The sequence below is a fragment of the Solwaraspora sp. WMMB762 genome (assembly GCF_049179115.1).
Taxonomy (GTDB): Bacteria; Actinomycetota; Actinomycetes; order Mycobacteriales; family Micromonosporaceae; genus Micromonospora_E.
Genome location: NZ_JBMHMD010000001.1, coordinates 5657873 through 5674464, shown reverse-complemented (window position 1 = coordinate 5674464; position 16592 = coordinate 5657873). Strand labels below are relative to the sequence as shown.

Here is a 16592-nt window from a genome sequence, read left to right as displayed (position 1 = left end):
GCCCGGTCACTCGTGGTGCGAAGGCGTCTTCGTACAGGAGCAGTCGGATCGGTGACGCAACCGGTCGCTGGGGCAGCGGTCAGTGAAGCCTGTCGGGCAGGCTCTGCCGATGTCTGTCGCCGCCAGAGTCCCTCGCGAGTTGAGGTTCGCCCCGTTCTCCGGTAGCCGAGCGGTGGCTGCCGGCCTGGCCACCTGGCAGATGCTCCGTGGCCCTGCCTGGCAACGGCTGCTTCCCGACGTCTACGTGGAGGCGGCGGCGTTCGACCCCGACGACCACCGGATGTGGTGCGAGGCGGTGGCGGTGAAGCTGCCCGTCGGCGGGGCGATCAGCGGACTGAGCGCCGCGTACCTGTGGGGTGTCGACCTGCTCCCCCGTAGGAGCCCGGTGCACGTCACCCTGCCTCGCTCGGCCAGACTCGGCGCGCACCCCCGGCTGGCCGTCTCCCGTCGCGCGCTCGACCCGACCGACATCACCGTTTCGTTCGGCGGTATCGCGTTGACCACCGAGATACGCACGGCGTTCGACCTGGGCCGTCTGCTGCCCCGGGCCGACGCGCTCGCCGCACTCGACGCCATGCTGCACCGCCGTCTGCTGCGCGCTGAAGCCATCACCGGCTACCTCGACACCAACACCGGCGGACGTGGCATCGCCCAACTGCGCGAACTCGTCACGCTCGCCGAGCCGTTGGCCGAGTCGCCGATGGAGTCGCGGCTCCGGCTCGTGCTGCACGATGCCGGCCTGCCCCGCCCGACAGTGCAGTACGAAGTACGCCGGCCGGCGCAGCAGGCGAGGCCGCCGCAGGCGAGGCCGCAACGGCATACGACATCGCGACGACAGGCATCGGATGGTGCCGGCCGGGGTCGCTTCATTGCTCGGGTCGATCTTGCCTACCCGCAGTGGCGGATCGCCATCGAGTACGAGGGTGACCACCATCGGGAGCGCACGACGTTCCGCCGCGACGTGGGTCGGTACAACGCGCTACGGGCCGCCGGCTGGCTCGTACTGCGCTTCACTGCGGACGACGTCCTCCGGCAAAGCGGACAACTCGCCCGGATGGTCCGGCAGGCCATCGCCGAGCAACGCCAGTGATCGGATCGAGGGAACCTACATTGTTGTCACCCGGCGGGTTTGACGACAATGTAGGTTCCCTCGCTGAGCAGGTGGGGGTGACCGGCTCCCCTCGCTGCGTGGGCGCCGCCCCTGAAGGGGGCATCGCCGGTTGGGCGGGCCACCCCAGAAAGGGACATTCCGGGACGGTACGCCGAACGTTGAGACAAGACTCACCAGTTTCCCCGTGGCCGGGGGGACGGCCGATAACATCCAAGTTGTCGGACAGCGCCGTCCTTCGTACTCGCGTGAGGAGCGCCCAGTGACTGAGCTGTCCGCAAACCCGATGCCCGACGCCCAGCAACTCGCCGCCACCCAACCCGCAAACGCCGCGCAACCGGACGCCGCGCAAGCCAACAAGGCCCAGGCCGGCAACGCGCAGGACGGTGCCGCCCAGGCCGGCAACGCGAAGGCAGGCACCGTGCAGACCGATGCTGCTGGCAGCGGTCAGGACGGGCCGGACGCGGCGCTGCGGTCCGACATCCGCCGGCTCGGCACCCTGCTCGGCCAGACGCTGGCCCGGCAGGAGGGTCAGCCGCTGCTCGACCTGGTCGAGGAGATCCGTACCCAGGTGCGCAGTGACGCCGAGGCCGCCGCGGCCCGGCTCGCCGCGATGGACGTCACCACGGGTACGAAGCTGGCCCGCGCCTTCTCCACCTACTTCCACCTGGCGAACATCACCGAGCAGGTGCACCGGGCCCGGGACCTGCGCCGCCGCCGGGCCACCGAGGGTGGCTGGCTGGACAAGGCCGCGACGTTGATCTCCGCTCGCGGGGTGTCGGCCGACGAGATCGCCGCCGCCGCCCGCCGGCTCGCGGTACGCCCGGTGTTCACCGCGCATCCGACCGAGGCGGCCCGCCGGTCGATCCTGTCGAAGCTGCGGGCGGTCGCCGACGAACTCGACGTGGAGATGTCCGAAGCGGTGCTGTACGGGGCCAGTGAGCACGCCTCGGCGAGCAGCCGCCGGCTGGCGGAGCTGCTGGATCTGCTCTGGCAGACCGACGAGTTGCGGCTGGACCGCCCGGACCCGACCGACGAAGCCCGCAACGCGGTGTACTACCTGCGGGACCTGTACGCCGACGCCGCCCCGCAGGTACTCGACGATCTTGCTGACACGCTGCGCCGGCTGGGTGTCGAGACCGCCCCCACGGCGCGGCCGTTGACCTTCGGCAGTTGGATCGGCGGTGACCGGGACGGTAACCCGTACGTCACCCCGGCGGTGACCCGCGACGTGTTGATGATCCAGCACGAGCACGGCATCCAGGCCACCGACGAGGCGATGGACGCGCTGATCAACGAGGTGTCGGTGTCCCGGCGGCTGCGCGGCGTCTCGCTGGATCTGTCGGCCAGCCTGGCCAAGGATCTGGACGCGTTGCCGGAGGTGGCGCCCCGGTTCCGGCGTACCAACGCGGAGGAGCCGTACCGGCTGAAGGCCCGGTGCGTGAAGGCGAAGCTGGCGAACACCCGGCTGCGGCTCAACCGGGGCACCGCGCACGTGCCGGGCCGCGACTACCGCGGCTCCGACGAGCTGTTGTCCGATCTGGAGCTGATGCGGGCGTCGCTGGCCCGCAACTCGGGTCAGCTGACCGCGGTCGGCAAGCTGGCGTCGGCGATCCGTACGGTGTCGGCGTTCGGTCTGCACCTGGCGACGCTGGACGTGCGCGAGCACGCCGAGGCGCACCACGCGGTGCTGGCCCAGATGTACGCCCGGGTCGGCGAGGTGACCGACTACAACTCGTTGAGCCGCCCCGAGCGGACGAAGCTGCTGGCCGACGAGCTGACCGGCCGCCGGCCGCTGTCTAGCATGGACGCTCCGCTGACCGAGTCGGCGCGCAAGACGTTCAACGTCTTCGGCACGATCCGCGAGGCGCAGCAGCGGTTCGGCCCGGAGGTCGTCGAGTCGTACATCATCTCGATGACGTTGGGCAGTGACGACGTGCTGGCCGCCGCGGTACTGGCCCGCGAGGCCGGCCTGGTCGACGTGCACAACGGGCTGGCCCGGGTCGGGTTCGTGCCGCTGCTGGAGACCCCGGCCGAGCTGGATTCCGGTGGCGACCTGCTCGACGAGCTGCTGTCGCTGCCGGCGTACCGGGCGATCGTTGCCGCGCGCGGCGAGGTGCAGGAGGTGATGCTGGGCTACTCCGACTCCAACAAGGAGGCCGGCATCACCACCAGCCAGTGGAAGATCCACCGGGCGCAGCGGGCGCTGCGCGACGTCGCGGCCCGGCACGGCGTACGGCTGCGGTTGTTCCACGGCCGAGGCGGCACCGTCGGCCGGGGCGGTGGGCCGACGCACGAGGCGATTCTGGCCCAGCCGTACGGCACCCTGGACGGTTCGATCAAGGTGACCGAGCAGGGCGAGGTGATCTCCGACAAGTACACGATCCCCGCCCTGGCCCGGGAAAACCTGGAGTTGACGGTCGCGGCGGTGCTGCAGGCGACGCTGCTGCACACCGAGCCGCGCCAGCCGCTTGAGCTGCTGGAAAACTGGGACGCGGCGATGGACGTCGTCTCCGACTCGGCGTACGCCTGCTACCGCTCGCTGGTCGAGGACCCGGACCTGCCGGCGTACTTCTGGGCGGCGACCCCGACCGAGTTGCTGGGCGCGCTCAACATCGGCTCCCGGCCGGCGAAGCGGCCGAACACCGGCGCCGGGCTGGGTGGGCTGCGGGCGATTCCGTGGGTGTTCGGCTGGACCCAGTCGCGGCAGATCGTGCCCGGCTGGTTCGGGGTCGGCTCCGGGCTGGCCGCCGCCCGTGAGGCCGGCCTGTCCGACGTGCTCGGCGAGATGTTCGAGCAGTGGCACTTCTTCCGCACGTTCCTGTCGAACGTCGAGATGATGCTGACCAAGACCGACCTGGGCATCGCGCGGCGCTACGTGGAGACGCTGGTGCCGGGTCCGCTGCAGCCGATCTTCGACAAGATCACCGAGGAGTACGAGCGGACGGTACGCGAGGTACTTGCGATCACCGGGTCGTCGAGCCTGCTGCAGAACAACAACGTGCTGCAGCGCACCCTCGCGGTCCGGGACACCTACCTGGAGCCGCTGCACCACCTGCAGGTGGCGTTGCTGCGGCAGTACCGCGACTCGGGGGCGGCGACGCGGACGGTGGCGACCGCGCCGGGTGCCCGGCGGGCGCCGAGCGACAACACCGCGTTGGAGCGGGCCCTGCTGACCACGGTCAACGGCATCGCCGCCGGTATGCGCAACACGGGCTGACGCAGCCGGGCCGGCCGACCAGCGGGGAGACTGGTCGGCCGGCACGGGCACCCCCCGATGCGAGCCGCTCGATGCCGGTCGGGTCAGCTGGTCTCGCCGGCTACGCTGAACGAACGGAGCCGGTCGATGGCGAGCAGGGTGAACAGCACCGCGATCACCGCGGTCATGATCACCGACACGGTGACCGACACCTGGCCGTCGAACAGTGTCGTGGCGGCCATCCGGTCGGCGAAGGTGACCACGTACTGCTGGACGGAGAGCACCTGGGTGCCGGAGACGATGTTGCCCAGCAGCCCTTCCCAGATCAGCACGTAGACCAGGCCGAGTAGCACCGGACGGCGGGTGACCAGGCTCAGCGCCACGAACAGCGCCGAGTAGGCCAGCGCTCCGGCGGCGCTCGCGGCGGCCAGGGCGAGGCCGAGGCGCGCCGATTCGGCAAGCACCCCGGCGACGTACAGCGGCACCGCGACGGTCAGCGTGGTGACACCGAACGCGACGACGAGCTTCGGCAGCACGATCTGCCAGCGCGGCAGCGGCTTGCTGAGTACGTGCACGATGGTGCCGTCGTCGATCTCCGAACCGAGCACCCCGGTGCCGACGATCAGCGCCACCACCGGCAGCACCACGGCCAGGCCGAGCGCGATCAGGACCGGCTGGGCCCAGTTGCCCGGCGCGACGCCGAGCCACCGGCACAGGACGGCGAGGGCGATCACCAGCACCGGCAGCGGCAGCAGGAGCAGGAACCGGCGGCGGCCGAACAGCCCCCGCGCGGTGATCCACATGACGGTCGAGTTCACGGCTCTCAGGCCTCCACGAGGTAGGAGAAGACGCTCTCCAGGGATTCGTCCGACGGCAGCAGGCGGTGCACCCGGATCCCTTCGGTGAGCGCGATCCGGGGCAGGGCGCGGGTGAAGCTGCCGTAGTCACCGGCGCGTACGGTGATCCCACCGCCCTTGGGCAGGTCGACGCCGGTGACCGAGTCGTGGCGCAGCAGCGCCACCGCCAGGGCCCGGTCGTCGCTGGACTGTACGGCGAACACGTGCGGCCGGTTGGTCATCAGCCGCCGGATGCTGCGGAAGTCGCCGGAGGCGGCCAGCCGGCCGGCGACCATCACCTGGACGGTGCCGGAGACCTGCTCGACCTCCTCCAGGATGTGCGAGCTGAACAGGATGGTCCGGCCGGCGTCGCCGAGCGAGTGCAGCAGCGTCATCATGTGCATCCGCTGGCGCGGGTCCATGCCGTTGAACGGCTCGTCGAGCAGCAGCACCGTCGGGTCGTGCACCAGCGCGGCGGCGACCCGGGTGCGCTGGCGCATCCCCTTGGAGTAGGTGCCGATCCGCCGGTCCTGCGCCGGGGTCATCTCGACCAGCTCGATCGCCCGCCGGGCGGCGGCCGCCGGGTCGGGCAACCCGTGCAGCCGGGCGCTGGCCAGCACGAACTCGTACGCGGTGAGGAAGCCGTGCACGGCCTCCCGTTCGCTGACCAGCCCGAGTTTGCGGTAGACGCCCGGGTTGCGCCAGGTCGGTTCGCCGTCGACGGTGACGGCACCCCGCGACGGCGGCAGGAAGCCGGCCATCATGTGCAGCAGCGTGGTCTTGCCGGCGCCGTTCGGGCCGAGCAGGCCGGTGACCCCGGCATTGAGGGCCATACTGACGTCGTTGACCGCGACGACGTTGCCGTACCAGCGGGAAACCCCGGCGAGCTCGATCGCGGCGGGGCGGCCGGCGGTGCCAGCGGTGCCGGTGCCGGCGGCGGAGGTAACCGGGGCCGCGGCGGCCGGGGTGGAGCTCGGGGTCGAGGTCGAGGTGGTCATCGACGGGCCGCCTTCCGGTAGCGGGCGATCAGGGCGGCGATGCAGCCGGCGATCAGGACGACAGTGACCAGCCCGTACAGCGGGCCGAAGCCGCCGGTGTCCAGACCGGTGCCGGCTTCGGTTATCAGCGCGTCCCGGAACAGCCAGATCCCGGTGCCCTGCACCAGGCTGGACGGGGCGACCAGACCGGCGAGCTGGTTGGCGGTGACCGACGGCAGCACCGAGAGCACCCCGCCGATCGGGGTGGTCATCAGGAAGACTGCGACGATCCCACCGGCGGCGAATGCCCGCTTACCGGTGACTGAGGCGACCGCCAGCCCGATGGCGCTGAACACACCGGCCCACAACACGGCGTACGCCAGGCCTGGGGCGAGGTCGGTGACCTCGTCCCACACCCCGGACCAGCCGGCGTCGGTGGTGAACGCGCCGCCGAGGAACATCACCAGCTGTGGTGCGCCGAGCAGCATGAACACGGCGGTGGCCAGGGCGGCGAACTTGGCCAGTGGGTAGTCGACGAGCCGCAGCGGCCGGGAGAAGTACAGCGGCAGCACACCGCTGCCGAGGTCGCGGGAGACCAGTTCGGGGGCGACCACCGCGACGAAGAAGATCACCAGCCAGCTCATCGTGTCGGCGAACTGCGCGTAGCTGAGCAGCACCTGGCCGATCTGGGCGCGGACGGCCACCAGGCCGGCGGCGGCGGCGACCACCACCCCGACGATGAACCAGGGGAAGATCTTGGCCTTGGCGCTGCGGCCGAGCCCGAACGCGGTACGCAGGCTGTGCGCGTAGAGCGCGCCGACGACGTGCCGGCGACCGAGCCGGACCCCGGTGTAGCGCTGGTAGCCGATGTCGTGGATGACGCCGCCCGGCGCGCCGTTCGAGGTGGTGCCCGCGACAGCCGGGCCGGCCGGCGTCGGCCCGGTGCCCCGGGCGGCGGTGAGCTGGTCAGACGTTGACACGGGAGTCCTCCGTGGTGGCGAAGAGTTCGGCGACCCGGTGCCGGCGCTGGTCGAGCCGGTGCAGCGGCAGGTCGAGTTCGACGACCGCGGTGAGGATCCGGTCGTACACGTCGGAGCCGGTCTCGGCGGGCACCAGCAGCAGCTGACCTTCCCGGCTGACCGGCAGGTCGGCCGCGGCCAGCCGGGCGGCCAGCGCCTCGGTGCCCTCGCTGACCTCGATCGCCAGCACGTCACTGGCGGTGGTCATGTCGGAGAGCTGGGCGGAACGCAGCAGTCGGCCGCCGTCGATGGCGATCAGCGAGTCGCAGATCCGTTCCACCTCGCCGAGCAGGTGCGAGCAGACCAGCACCGAGATGCCGAACTCGGCGCCGATCCGGTGCACCAGGGCCAGCATGGCGTCCCGGCCGGCCGGGTCCAGGCCGTTGGTCGGCTCGTCCAGCAGCAGCAGGTCGGGGTCGTGCACCAGCGCCTGGGCCAGCTTGACCCGCTGCTTCATACCGGTGGAGTAGCCGCCGATCTGCCGGTAGCGCTCCTCGTAGAGCCCGACGTGGCGCAGCGCCTCGGAGGCCCGTTCCCGGGCCGCCGCGCGCGGCAGACCGCTGATCCGCCCCAGGTGGGTGACGAATTCGGCGGCGCTGAGGTCCGGCGGCAGGCAGTCGTTCTCCGGCATGTAGCCGACCCGGGCGCGGACCGCGTCGGCGTCGGTGGTGGGGTCCAGTCCGAGCACCCGGGCCTGTCCGCTGGTCGGGGCGAGCAGGCCGAGCAGGATCTTGATCAGGGTCGACTTGCCGGCGCCGTTGGCCCCGACGAGGCCGACGATGCCGGGCTGGACCTCGACGGTCAGGTCGGCCAGGGCCGTCACCCGCCCGCCGTACGTCTTGGTCAGCGCATCGGTTGCGATGAGAGTCACCCGGTCAGCGTATGGACTGCCGGCACGTCGTGGGATGGGGTTTCCCCCTGGAGGTTCCCTGAGGTGCGACCCATGCCCTGCCATTAGGGGTGACTCCGCCGGACCCGGAAGCAAGCGTTGCTCTGGTTCGGCCCCGGACGAGACGTCGACATCGCGCGACGATGGTCGACATCCCGCGATGGTGACAGAACTCGCCGTGCCAGTCTCGACCGACGGCCGGCCGGCTGCGAAACTGTGAGTTCGATCCATTGGGGGGTGTGATGACCGACGGCTGGGTGCTGCCTGACGACGTGCTGCGGGACGCGCCGGCGTACACGCCGCGGCCGTTCGAGTTGGCCGACCTTGAGCTGATCCTGTCCGAGGCGTACGCCCCGCTGACCGGCTTCCACACCCGCGCCGATCTTGCCTCGTTGCGTAGTCGCGGCCGGCTGGCCGACGGCACCGCCTGGCCGGTGCCGGTCACCCTGGAGGTGCCGGCCGGCCTGGTCGCCGGGCTCGACCTGACGAATCCGCTGCTGCGGGTGCTGGTGCTCACCGACCCGGAGGGTGCTCCGGTGGCCGCGCTGGACATCGTCGACGCCTGGCCGAGCCGGGACGGCTTCTCGGCGGTCGGCGGCCGGGTGCGCCGGCTCGGCGACGGCACCGGCGGGCCGTTCCAGCGGCTGCGTCGCAGCCCGGCGGAGGTACGCGCGCTGCTGCCCCCGGGCCGGGTGCTCGGGGTGATCGCCGACCGCCCGTTGCACCGCCCGCAGCTGGCCCAGATCGCGCACGCCGCCCGTACCCTCGCCGCACATCTGCTGATCCTGATCCCGGTCGCCGACGGCGGGGTCAGCGGGCTGCCGCCGGAGGTGCTGGTCCGCAGTGTCTTCGCGGCCCGGGACCGGATGCCGCCGGCGACGTTGGTCGCGGTGCCGTTGACCCGGCGCGGTGACGAGATCCGCGACGCGCTGCTGCGGGCCCGGGTGGCGGCCGCGTACGGCGTCACCCACCTGCTGTCCACCGGCGAGATGCTCTCCGGCGGCGGTCCACGGGTGCTGGTGCCCCGGGAGCTGGCCTACGACAACCGGGACGGTCAGTGGCGCTGGCGCGACGACATCCCGCCGCGCAACCGGCGGCTGGCGCTCGACCAGGAGGAGATCGACGACCTGCTGGACCGGGGTTTTCCGCTACCGGAGTGGCACACCCCGCCGGCGGTGGCGCGGGAGCTGGCCCGGGCCCGGCCGCCGCGCCGGCATCGTGGCCTGGTGGTGTTCTTCACCGGGCTGTCCGGTTCCGGCAAGTCGACCATCGCCCGGGGGGTGGCGGACGCGCTGCGGGAGAGCGGCGACCGGACCGTCACGCTGCTCGACGGGGACGTGGTACGCCGTGAGCTCTCCGCCGGGTTGACGTTCTCCAAGACGGACCGGGACCGCAACGTCCGTCGGATCGGCTGGGTCGCGTCCGAGGTCGGTCGGCACCACGGGGTGGCGATCTGCTGCCCGATCGCACCGTACGCCCAGGCCCGGGCGGTGGCCCGGCAGATGGCGAACGACGCCGGGGCCGGGTTCCTGCTGGTCTGGGTGGCGACCCCGTTGGAGGTCTGCGAGGCCCGCGACCGTAAGGGGCTGTATGCCAAGGCGCGGGCCGGTCAGCTGACCGGGATGACCGGGATCGACGATCCGTACGAGGAGCCGACTGATGCCGACCTGGTGCTGAACACCAGTGAGATGAGCATCGAGCAGGGCGTGCAGACGGTGCTGCAGCACCTCACCGAAACGGGTTGGGTGGAGCCGCGACTGAAGCCGGCCTGACCCACGACATCCTCCTTTGTCGCCTTTTCTGCAGATGACGGCAAGTCGGGCGAGAAGCCGCTCTTGTCCGGGTAGCGGCAGCGTTATCCGGTAAATAGCGTTTCGCGCCACCCCGGCAGCACAGCCGTCCAGGCAGGACAGGAGAGGGCGACATGCCGATACGCAGTCGGATCCCGGAGCCGCTACGCCGGATCGTGCCCACCCGGTCCTGGTCGTACGGGCGGTGGACGGCCCCGAGGCGGGTGCTGCCGTCGTTCCTGATCTGCGGCGGGCACCGGTGCGGGACCGCCGGGTTGCACCGGATGCTGGCCGCTCATCCGCTGGTGCTGCGGGCGGCCCGCCGCGACGGGGTGAGCTTCTTCGACACCTCGTACGAGCGCGGCATCGACTGGTACCGGGGGCACTTCCCCCGCCAGCGCACCGCCCGCCGGTTGCAGCGACGCCACGGCGGCACCGCCAGCGCCTTCGAGACCAGCACCTACTACCTCTACCACCCGTACGCGGCGCTGCGGATCGCCCGCGACCTGCCGGACGTGCGGCTGCTGGTGCTGGTCCGCGATCCGGTGGACCGGGCCTGGTCGCACTTCCGGGTGGAACGGCTGGCCGGGCACGAGCCGGAGCCATCGTTCGCTCGGGCGCTGGCGCTGGAGTCCGCCCGGCTACGCGGGCAGGAGGAACGCCTCGGGGTGGAGGCCGGGTACCGCAGCTTCGCCCACCAGCACCACGCGTACCGGCAGCGCGGCGAGTACGCCACCTACCTGGACCGGTTGGCCTCTCAGGTTGGCCGGGAGCGGATCTGCCTGGTGGAGGCCGAACGGCTGTGGACCACGCCGGCCAAGGTGTACGGCGAGGTGCTGGACTTCCTCGGCCTGCCGAGGCTCGACGAGGAGCCGTGGCTACCGCCGCCGACGCAACCGCCGGCCCTGGTCGACGGAGCACCGGGCGCACCGTCCGACGGCCTGCCGGTCGAGCCGCCCGGTGCCCGTACCCGTCGGGAGCTGGCCGACCACTACGCCCCGCACGACGCGCACCTCGCCGCCTGGCTCGGCCGTCCGCCGGTCTGGCGCAGCGCGGTGGCGGAAGCGTTCCGCTGACCCGACCCTACGCAGGCGCCTACCTGGCCGGGCGTACTTCCGTTCGGCCGCACCTGCGCGATAGTGTTCGCATCTGTTGGATTTAGTGCGAGCAGGTGGGAGCAGGACGTGGTGCTGATGCTCGCGCCGCAGCGCCAGGCAGCGATCCTGGACCGGGTCCGGGCCGCTGGCGGGGTACGGGTCACCGACCTGGCCGTCGAGTTCGGCGTCTCAGACATGACGATCCGCCGGGACCTGGACGTCCTCGCCGACCGGGGGCTGCTGGCCAAGGTGCACGGCGGGGCCACCCTGGTCGATCCCGGGGCCACCGACGAGCCCGGGTTCGTGGCGAAGTCCGCCCGGCAGCAGGCCGAGAAGGCGGCGATCGCCGCACGCGCCGCCGAGCTGGTCGTCGCCGGCGGGGCGGTGGCGTTGTCGGCCGGCACCACCACGGTGGAGCTCGCCCGCCGGCTGGTCGACGTCCCCGGGCTGACGGTGGTGACCAACTCGATCCCGGTGGCCGACGTGTTCTACCGGGACGGTCGGGGCGACCGTACGGTGATCCTCACCGGTGGGGTGCGTACCCCGTCGGACGCGCTGGTCGGGCCGGTGGCCGTGACCGCCCTCCGCGACCTGCACGTGGACCTGCTCTTCCTCGGTGTGCACGGGATGAGCGAACGGGCCGGCTACACCACCCCGAACCTGATGGAGTCCGACACCAACCGCGCCCTGATCACAGCGGCGGCCCGCCTGGTGGTGCTGGCCGACCATACCAAATGGGACGTCGTGGGCATCTCCTCGATGGCAGAGCTGGCCACGGCCCAGGTCGTGGTCAGCGACCCCGGACTACCCGCACCGGCCCGCGACGTCCTGGCCGGACACGGCGTCGAGCTGTCGATCGCCGACCCACACCGATAGGAACTCAGCGTCGTGAAACGCCATGCGGTACGGCTCGCCGACGGGCGGGAACTCATCTACTTCGACGAGCGGGACGACGCCGTCCGGGAAGGACCGGACCGGCGGGAGCTGCCGCCCCCGCCACCCGCCTCGGAGCTTCGCCACGATCCGTTGACCGACGAGTGGGTGGCGATCGCCGCGCACCGGCAGACCCGGACCTTCCTGCCGCCGACCGACCAGTGCCCGCTCTGCCCGTCGCGGCCCGACCGGTCCAGTGAGATTCCGGCGTACGACTACGACGTGGTGGTCTTCGAGAACCGGTTCCCGTCGCTGAGCGACCGGGTGGGTGACGGGACCGCCGGCTACCCCGGTGGTACGCCGTTCACCCCGACCCGGCCCGGTCTCGGGCGCTGCGAGGTGGTCTGCTTCACCGCCGAGCACGGCACCTCGTTCGCCGCCCTGGCCCCGGCCCGGGTCCGCACCGTCGTCGACGCGCTGGCCGACCGGACCGCCGAGTTGTCCGCGCTGGACGCGGTGGAGCAGGTGTTCTGTTTCGAGAACCGGGGCGTGGAGATCGGGGTAACCCTGCATCACCCGCACGGACAGATCTACGCGTACCCGTTCGTGCCGCCGCGTACCCGGTCGATGCTGGCCGCCGCCCGACGGCACGCCGCAGCGACCGGCGGGCGGAGCCTGTACGCGGACGTGCTGGCCGCCGAGCGGGCGGCCGGGGTACGGGTGGTGGCGGCGAACGACCGGTGGACGGCGTACGTACCGGCCGCGGCGCGCTGGCCGTTCGAGGTGCACCTGGCACCGCACCGCCGGGTGCCGGACATCGCCGCGTTGGACGACGCCGAACGGGACGCATTCGGGCCGCTCTACCTGGACGTACTGCGCCGCTTCGACCGGCTCTTCGACAGCCGGCAGGGCACACCGTACATCGCGGCGTGGCATCAGGCCCCGGTACGTCACGAACGGGAGCTGGGTTACCTGCATCTGCAGGTGTTCACCATCCGGCGGGCGGCGGACAAGCTGAAGTACCTGGCCGGTTCGGAATCGGCGATGGGCGTATTCATCAACGACGTCCGGCCCGAACAGGCGGCTGCGCTGCTGCGTGACGCCTGACCGGCCCGGACACGTTCCACCGGACCCGACATGTCCGACCGTGCCGGACATGGTTGCGGGGGGCCCGGGACAGGGCCCCCCGCAGGGAAGGGACGGCAGGCTGCTGGTTCACAGCCGAGGATCCACCGTTGGCGTCATGTTGCTCAGGGCGACCGCCACCGGAAGATCCCCTTGGACGCGACTGGCACCACGTCCACCCTGTTCAACGATTCGCCGGAGGAACCGGTGACGGTGCCGGCCGCGAGCTCAGGCGCTCAGCTGCTCAGACGCTCGGCTACTCAGGCGCTCAGCCGCTTGGCCAGGTTGCCGTCGAGAGCCGCCATGAACTCGTCGGTGGTCAGCCACGGAGCGTTGCGGTCGATCAGCAGCGCCAGGTCCTTGGTCATCTGGCCCGCCTCGACGGTCTCGATGCAGACCTGCTCGAGCGTGTTGGCGAACTCGGTCACCGCCGGAGTGCCGTCCAGCTTGCCGCGGTGGGCCAGACCCCGGGTCCAGGCGAAAATCGACGCGATCGGGTTGGTCGACGTCTTCTCGCCCTTCTGCCACTGCCGGTAGTGCCGGGTGACCGTGCCGTGCGCGGCCTCCGCCTCCACGGTACGGCCGTCCGGGGTCATCAGCACCGACGTCATCAGCCCCAGCGAGCCGAAGCCCTGGGCGACGGTGTCCGACTGCACGTCACCGTCGTAGTTCTTGCAGGCCCAGACAAAGCCGCCCTCCCACTTGAGCGCGGCGGCGACCATGTCATCGATCAGCCGGTGCTCGTAGGTGATGCCAGCGGCGGCGAACTCGGTGGCGAACTCGGCCTCGTACACCTCGGCGAAGATGTCCTTGAACCGACCGTCGTACGCCTTGAGGATGGTGTTCTTGGTCGACAGGTAGACCGGGTAACCGCGGTCCAGACCGTAGCGCAGCGAGGCGCGGGCGAAGTCACGGATCGACTCGTCGAAGTTGTACATACCCATCGCGACACCGCCGCCGGGGAAGTTGGCGACCTCCATCTCGACCGGGGCGCTGCCGTCGGCCGGGGTGTAGGTGATGGTCACCGTGCCCGGCCCGGGTACCACGAAGTCGGAGGCCTTGTACTGGTCGCCGTGCGCGTGCCGGCCGATGATGATCGGCTTGGTCCAGCCGGGCACCAGCCGGGGGACGTTCGACATGATGATCGGCTCGCGGAACACCACGCCGCCGAGGATGTTCCGGATGGTGCCGTTCGGGGAGCGCCACATCTTCTTGAGGCCGAACTCCTCGACCCGGGCCTCGTCCGGGGTGATGGTGGCGCACTTGACGCCGACGCCGTGCTGCTTGATGGCGTTCGCGGCGTCCACCGTCACCTGGTCGTCGGTCTCGTCGCGGTACTGGATCGACAGGTCGTAGTAGTGCAGGTCGACGTCGAGGTAGGGCAGGATCAACTGCTCCCGGATCTGCTTCCAGATGATCCTGGTCATCTCGTCGCCGTCGAGCTCGACGACCGGGTTGGTTACCTTGATCTTCGCCATCGACCGGCGCTCCTCTCGGAAACTCGTGTTAGCAGTACGAGCGTACTGGATTGCCGAACCCGGTGCGCAGCGGGCGGGACGAACGAGGCGCGACACACGTCGGGGCGGGCACCCGGATGCCCGCCCCGATCGTCACGCCGGTACGGCTCAGAGGTCGGCCACGTCCGCCTGCTTGGCCCGGACCGCCTCGGCGGCCTCCTTCAGTGCGGCCAGCTCCGTGTCGGTCAGGTCGGTGGTCACCACCCGACGGACACCCTCGGCCCCGAGCTCGGCCTCCACGCCCAGGTAGACGCCGTCGATGCCGTACTCCCCGGTGACCCAGGCGCAGACCGGCATCACCGCGCCGGAGTCCTCGGCCACCGCCTTGGCCATCCGGGCCGCCGCCGCCGACGGCGCGTAGTACGCCGACCCGGTCTTGAGCAGGGCGACGACCTCGGCCCCACCGTTGCGGGTCCGGACCACCAGCTCCTCGATCTTGTCCGCCGGCAGCAGCTCGGTCAGCGGCTTGCCGTTGACGGTGCACCGCGACGGCACCGGCACCATGGTGTCACCGTGCGAGCCGAGAGTCAGCGTGCGTACGGTCGCCACCGGTACCGCCAGGGTCTCGGCGACGAAGTGGGAGAACCGGGCGGTGTCCAGCATGCCGGCCTGGCCGAGCACCCGGTTGCGCGGGAACCCGGTGGCGATCTGCGCCAGCGCGGTCATCTCGTCGAGCGGGTTGGACACCACGATGACCACCGCGTCCGGGGCGTACCGGGCGATGTTCTCCGCGACGCCGCGGACGATCTTGGCGTTGACCTCCAGCAGGTCCATCCGGCTCATCCCCGGCTTGCGCGGCAGGCCGGCGGTGACGATGACGACGTCCGAGCCGGAGATCACCTCGTAGCCGGAGCCGTCCACCCCGGTGGTCGCACCGACGACCTTGGTCTCGAAGCCCTCGATCGGCCGCGACTGGTTGAGATCGAGGGCCAGTCCCTCGGGCTTGCCCTCGATGATGTCGGTCAGCACGACGGTGTCGAAGACGTCGTACTCGGCCAGGCGCTGCGCGGTCGTCGAGCCGTAGAAGCCGGCCCCGACGACGGTGACCTTCTTGCCCATTGTCGTCTCACTCCCTGCTACCGGGCGAATTTGACGGGACCGTATCAGCCAGGTAACGGCTGAGCGGGTCAGGGGCGCGCCCGGAGACCCACCTCACGCCCACCACACCGATCGGCTCACCGGCCGGCTCACCGGCCGGCCAGGCCCCGCTCGGCCAGTTCCACGACGTTGGTCAGCAGCATGGCCCGGGTCATCGGGCCGATCCCGCCGGGCACCGGGGCCAGCGCACCGGCCACCTCGGCCACGTCCGGTGCCACGTCACCGGTGTACTGGCCCTTGCCGTTCTCGCCGAGCACCCGGGTGATGCCGACGTCGACGACCGTCGCCCCCGGCGTGATCATTTCGGCGGTGACCAGCCCCGGTACGCCCGCCGCAGCGATCACGATGTCGGCCCGGCGGGTGTGGTCGCCCAGATCCAGGGTGCCGGTGTGGCACAGGGTCACCGTGGCGTTCTCACTGCGCCGGGTCAGCAGCAGACCCAGCGGCCGGCCGACGGTGGTGCCCCGGCCGATCACCACCACCTCCGCGCCCCGGATCCGGATCCCGTTGCGGCGCAGCAGGTCGACGATGCCGCGCGGGGTGCAGGCGACCGGCGCGTCGAAACCGAGCACCAGCCGGCCCAGGTTCACCGGGTGCAGCCCGTCGGCGTCCTTGTCCGGATCGACCCGCTCAAGCACCCGCTGGGTGTCGATCTGGGCCGGCATCGGCAGCTGCACGATGTAGCCGTGGCAGGCCGGATCGGCGTTCAGCTCGGCCACCACCGCCTCCACCTGCTCCTGGGTCGCGTCGGCCGGCAGGTCCCGGCGGATCGAGGCGATGCCGACCTCGGCGCAGTCGCGGTGCTTGCCGTTGACGTACGCCTGGGAGCCGGGATCCTCACCGACCAGCACGGTGCCGAGACCAGGCACCACCGACTGCTCCGCGAGCGCCTTGACCCGGGCACGAAGGTTGTCCTTGATGGCGGAAGCCGCCGCCTTGCCGTCCAGAATTGTCGCCGTCACGTCACCGATCGTCTCACGTCGCCCGATCCGCCCCGGTTGGCACCTCGCACGGACCAGCCCGGTCAGGGGCCGCACGGACCAGCCGGTCAGGGCCCTGCGGAC

Annotated in this window: 13 protein-coding genes; 6 read left to right on the top strand and 7 right to left on the bottom strand. The window is 71.3% G+C overall.

The window, feature by feature from the left end; translation table 11 throughout:
• Positions 1-109 precede the first annotated feature (109 nt).
• Entirely contained in the window at positions 110-1090 is a 981-nt protein-coding gene (locus ACN27J_RS25410) for an endonuclease domain-containing protein (RefSeq protein ID WP_421370072.1), read from the top strand.
• A gap of 280 nt (positions 1091-1370) precedes the next feature.
• Positions 1371-4328, top strand: a complete 2958-nt coding sequence (gene ppc / locus ACN27J_RS25405; RefSeq protein ID WP_421370070.1) for a phosphoenolpyruvate carboxylase — start codon at positions 1371-1373, stop codon at positions 4326-4328.
• A gap of 83 nt (positions 4329-4411) precedes the next feature.
• Here the strand turns inward: ppc and ACN27J_RS25400 are convergent, their stop codons facing one another.
• The 4 genes from ACN27J_RS25400 to ACN27J_RS25385 all read right to left on the bottom strand — a co-directional run bounded on the left by ACN27J_RS25400 (position 4412) and on the right by ACN27J_RS25385 (position 8010).
• Positions 4412-5110, bottom strand: a complete 699-nt coding sequence (locus ACN27J_RS25400) for an ABC transporter permease subunit (protein WP_421372461.1) — start codon at positions 5108-5110, stop codon at positions 4412-4414.
• 20 nt (positions 5111-5130) lie between these two features.
• Positions 5131-6141 (bottom strand): ABC transporter ATP-binding protein, encoded by a 1011-nt coding sequence (locus tag ACN27J_RS25395; protein ID WP_421370068.1) that lies wholly within the window; start codon positions 6139-6141, stop codon positions 5131-5133.
• Positions 6138-6998 (bottom strand): ABC transporter permease, encoded by an 861-nt coding sequence (locus ACN27J_RS25390; protein WP_421372459.1) that lies wholly within the window; start codon positions 6996-6998, stop codon positions 6138-6140. The genes ACN27J_RS25395 and ACN27J_RS25390 overlap by 4 nt, the downstream gene beginning before the upstream one ends.
• 88 nt (positions 6999-7086) lie before the next feature.
• Positions 7087-8010: an ABC transporter ATP-binding protein gene (locus tag ACN27J_RS25385; RefSeq protein WP_416596539.1), complete on the bottom strand. Its 924-nt coding sequence runs from the start codon at positions 8008-8010 to the stop codon at positions 7087-7089.
• Positions 8011-8270: 260 nt separating this feature from the next.
• On the opposite strand from ACN27J_RS25385, the gene cysC reads away from it, so the two are divergent.
• From cysC to galT, 4 genes are all read left to right on the top strand, one after another.
• Positions 8271-9800 carry an adenylyl-sulfate kinase gene (gene cysC / locus ACN27J_RS25380; protein WP_278173848.1) on the top strand — a complete coding sequence of 510 codons (1530 nt, stop codon included), beginning with the start codon at positions 8271-8273 and terminating at the stop codon, positions 9798-9800.
• Positions 9801-9952: 152 nt separating this feature from the next.
• Positions 9953-10894, top strand: coding sequence for a sulfotransferase domain-containing protein (locus tag ACN27J_RS25375; RefSeq protein WP_421370066.1), 942 nt, complete (start codon positions 9953-9955; stop codon positions 10892-10894).
• 117 nt (positions 10895-11011) lie between these two features.
• Entirely contained in the window at positions 11012-11791 is a 780-nt protein-coding gene (locus ACN27J_RS25370; RefSeq protein WP_278174764.1) for a DeoR/GlpR family DNA-binding transcription regulator, read from the top strand.
• Between the two features lie 12 nt (positions 11792-11803).
• Positions 11804-12895 (top strand): galactose-1-phosphate uridylyltransferase, encoded by a 1092-nt coding sequence (gene galT / locus ACN27J_RS25365; RefSeq protein WP_421370064.1) that lies wholly within the window; start codon positions 11804-11806, stop codon positions 12893-12895.
• Positions 12896-13173: 278 nt separating this feature from the next.
• On the opposite strand, the gene ACN27J_RS25360 is transcribed toward galT, so the two are convergent.
• From ACN27J_RS25360 to ACN27J_RS25350, 3 genes are all read right to left on the bottom strand, one after another.
• Positions 13174-14391, bottom strand: a complete 1218-nt coding sequence (locus ACN27J_RS25360) for an NADP-dependent isocitrate dehydrogenase (protein WP_123606034.1) — start codon at positions 14389-14391, stop codon at positions 13174-13176.
• 147 nt (positions 14392-14538) lie between these two features.
• Complete coding sequence (gene mdh, locus ACN27J_RS25355) at positions 14539-15489, bottom strand: malate dehydrogenase (protein WP_421370062.1); 951 nt, start codon at positions 15487-15489, stop codon at positions 14539-14541.
• 128 nt (positions 15490-15617) lie between these two features.
• Entirely contained in the window at positions 15618-16490 is an 873-nt protein-coding gene (locus ACN27J_RS25350) for a bifunctional methylenetetrahydrofolate dehydrogenase/methenyltetrahydrofolate cyclohydrolase (RefSeq protein ID WP_421370060.1), read from the bottom strand.
• Positions 16491-16592: the final 102 nt, after the last annotated feature.

Excerpts from the sequence above, each read along its gene's own strand:
- ACN27J_RS25360 (WP_123606034.1), bottom strand. The coding sequence starts at position 14,391 with ATGGCGAAGATCAAGGTAACCAACCCGGTCGTCGAGCTCGACGGCGAC.
- ACN27J_RS25395 (WP_421370068.1), bottom strand. The coding sequence starts at position 6,141 with ATGACCACCTCGACCTCGACCCCGAGCTCCACCCCGGCCGCCGCGGCC.
- cysC (WP_278173848.1), top strand. The coding sequence starts at position 8,271 with ATGACCGACGGCTGGGTGCTGCCTGACGACGTGCTGCGGGACGCGCCG.
- mdh (WP_421370062.1), bottom strand. The coding sequence starts at position 15,489 with ATGGGCAAGAAGGTCACCGTCGTCGGGGCCGGCTTCTACGGCTCGACG.
- ACN27J_RS25370 (WP_278174764.1), top strand. The coding sequence starts at position 11,012 with ATGCTCGCGCCGCAGCGCCAGGCAGCGATCCTGGACCGGGTCCGGGCC.
- ACN27J_RS25400 (WP_421372461.1), bottom strand. The coding sequence starts at position 5,110 with ATGTGGATCACCGCGCGGGGGCTGTTCGGCCGCCGCCGGTTCCTGCTC.
- ACN27J_RS25410 (WP_421370072.1), top strand. The coding sequence starts at position 110 with ATGTCTGTCGCCGCCAGAGTCCCTCGCGAGTTGAGGTTCGCCCCGTTC.
- ACN27J_RS25375 (WP_421370066.1), top strand. The coding sequence starts at position 9,953 with ATGCCGATACGCAGTCGGATCCCGGAGCCGCTACGCCGGATCGTGCCC.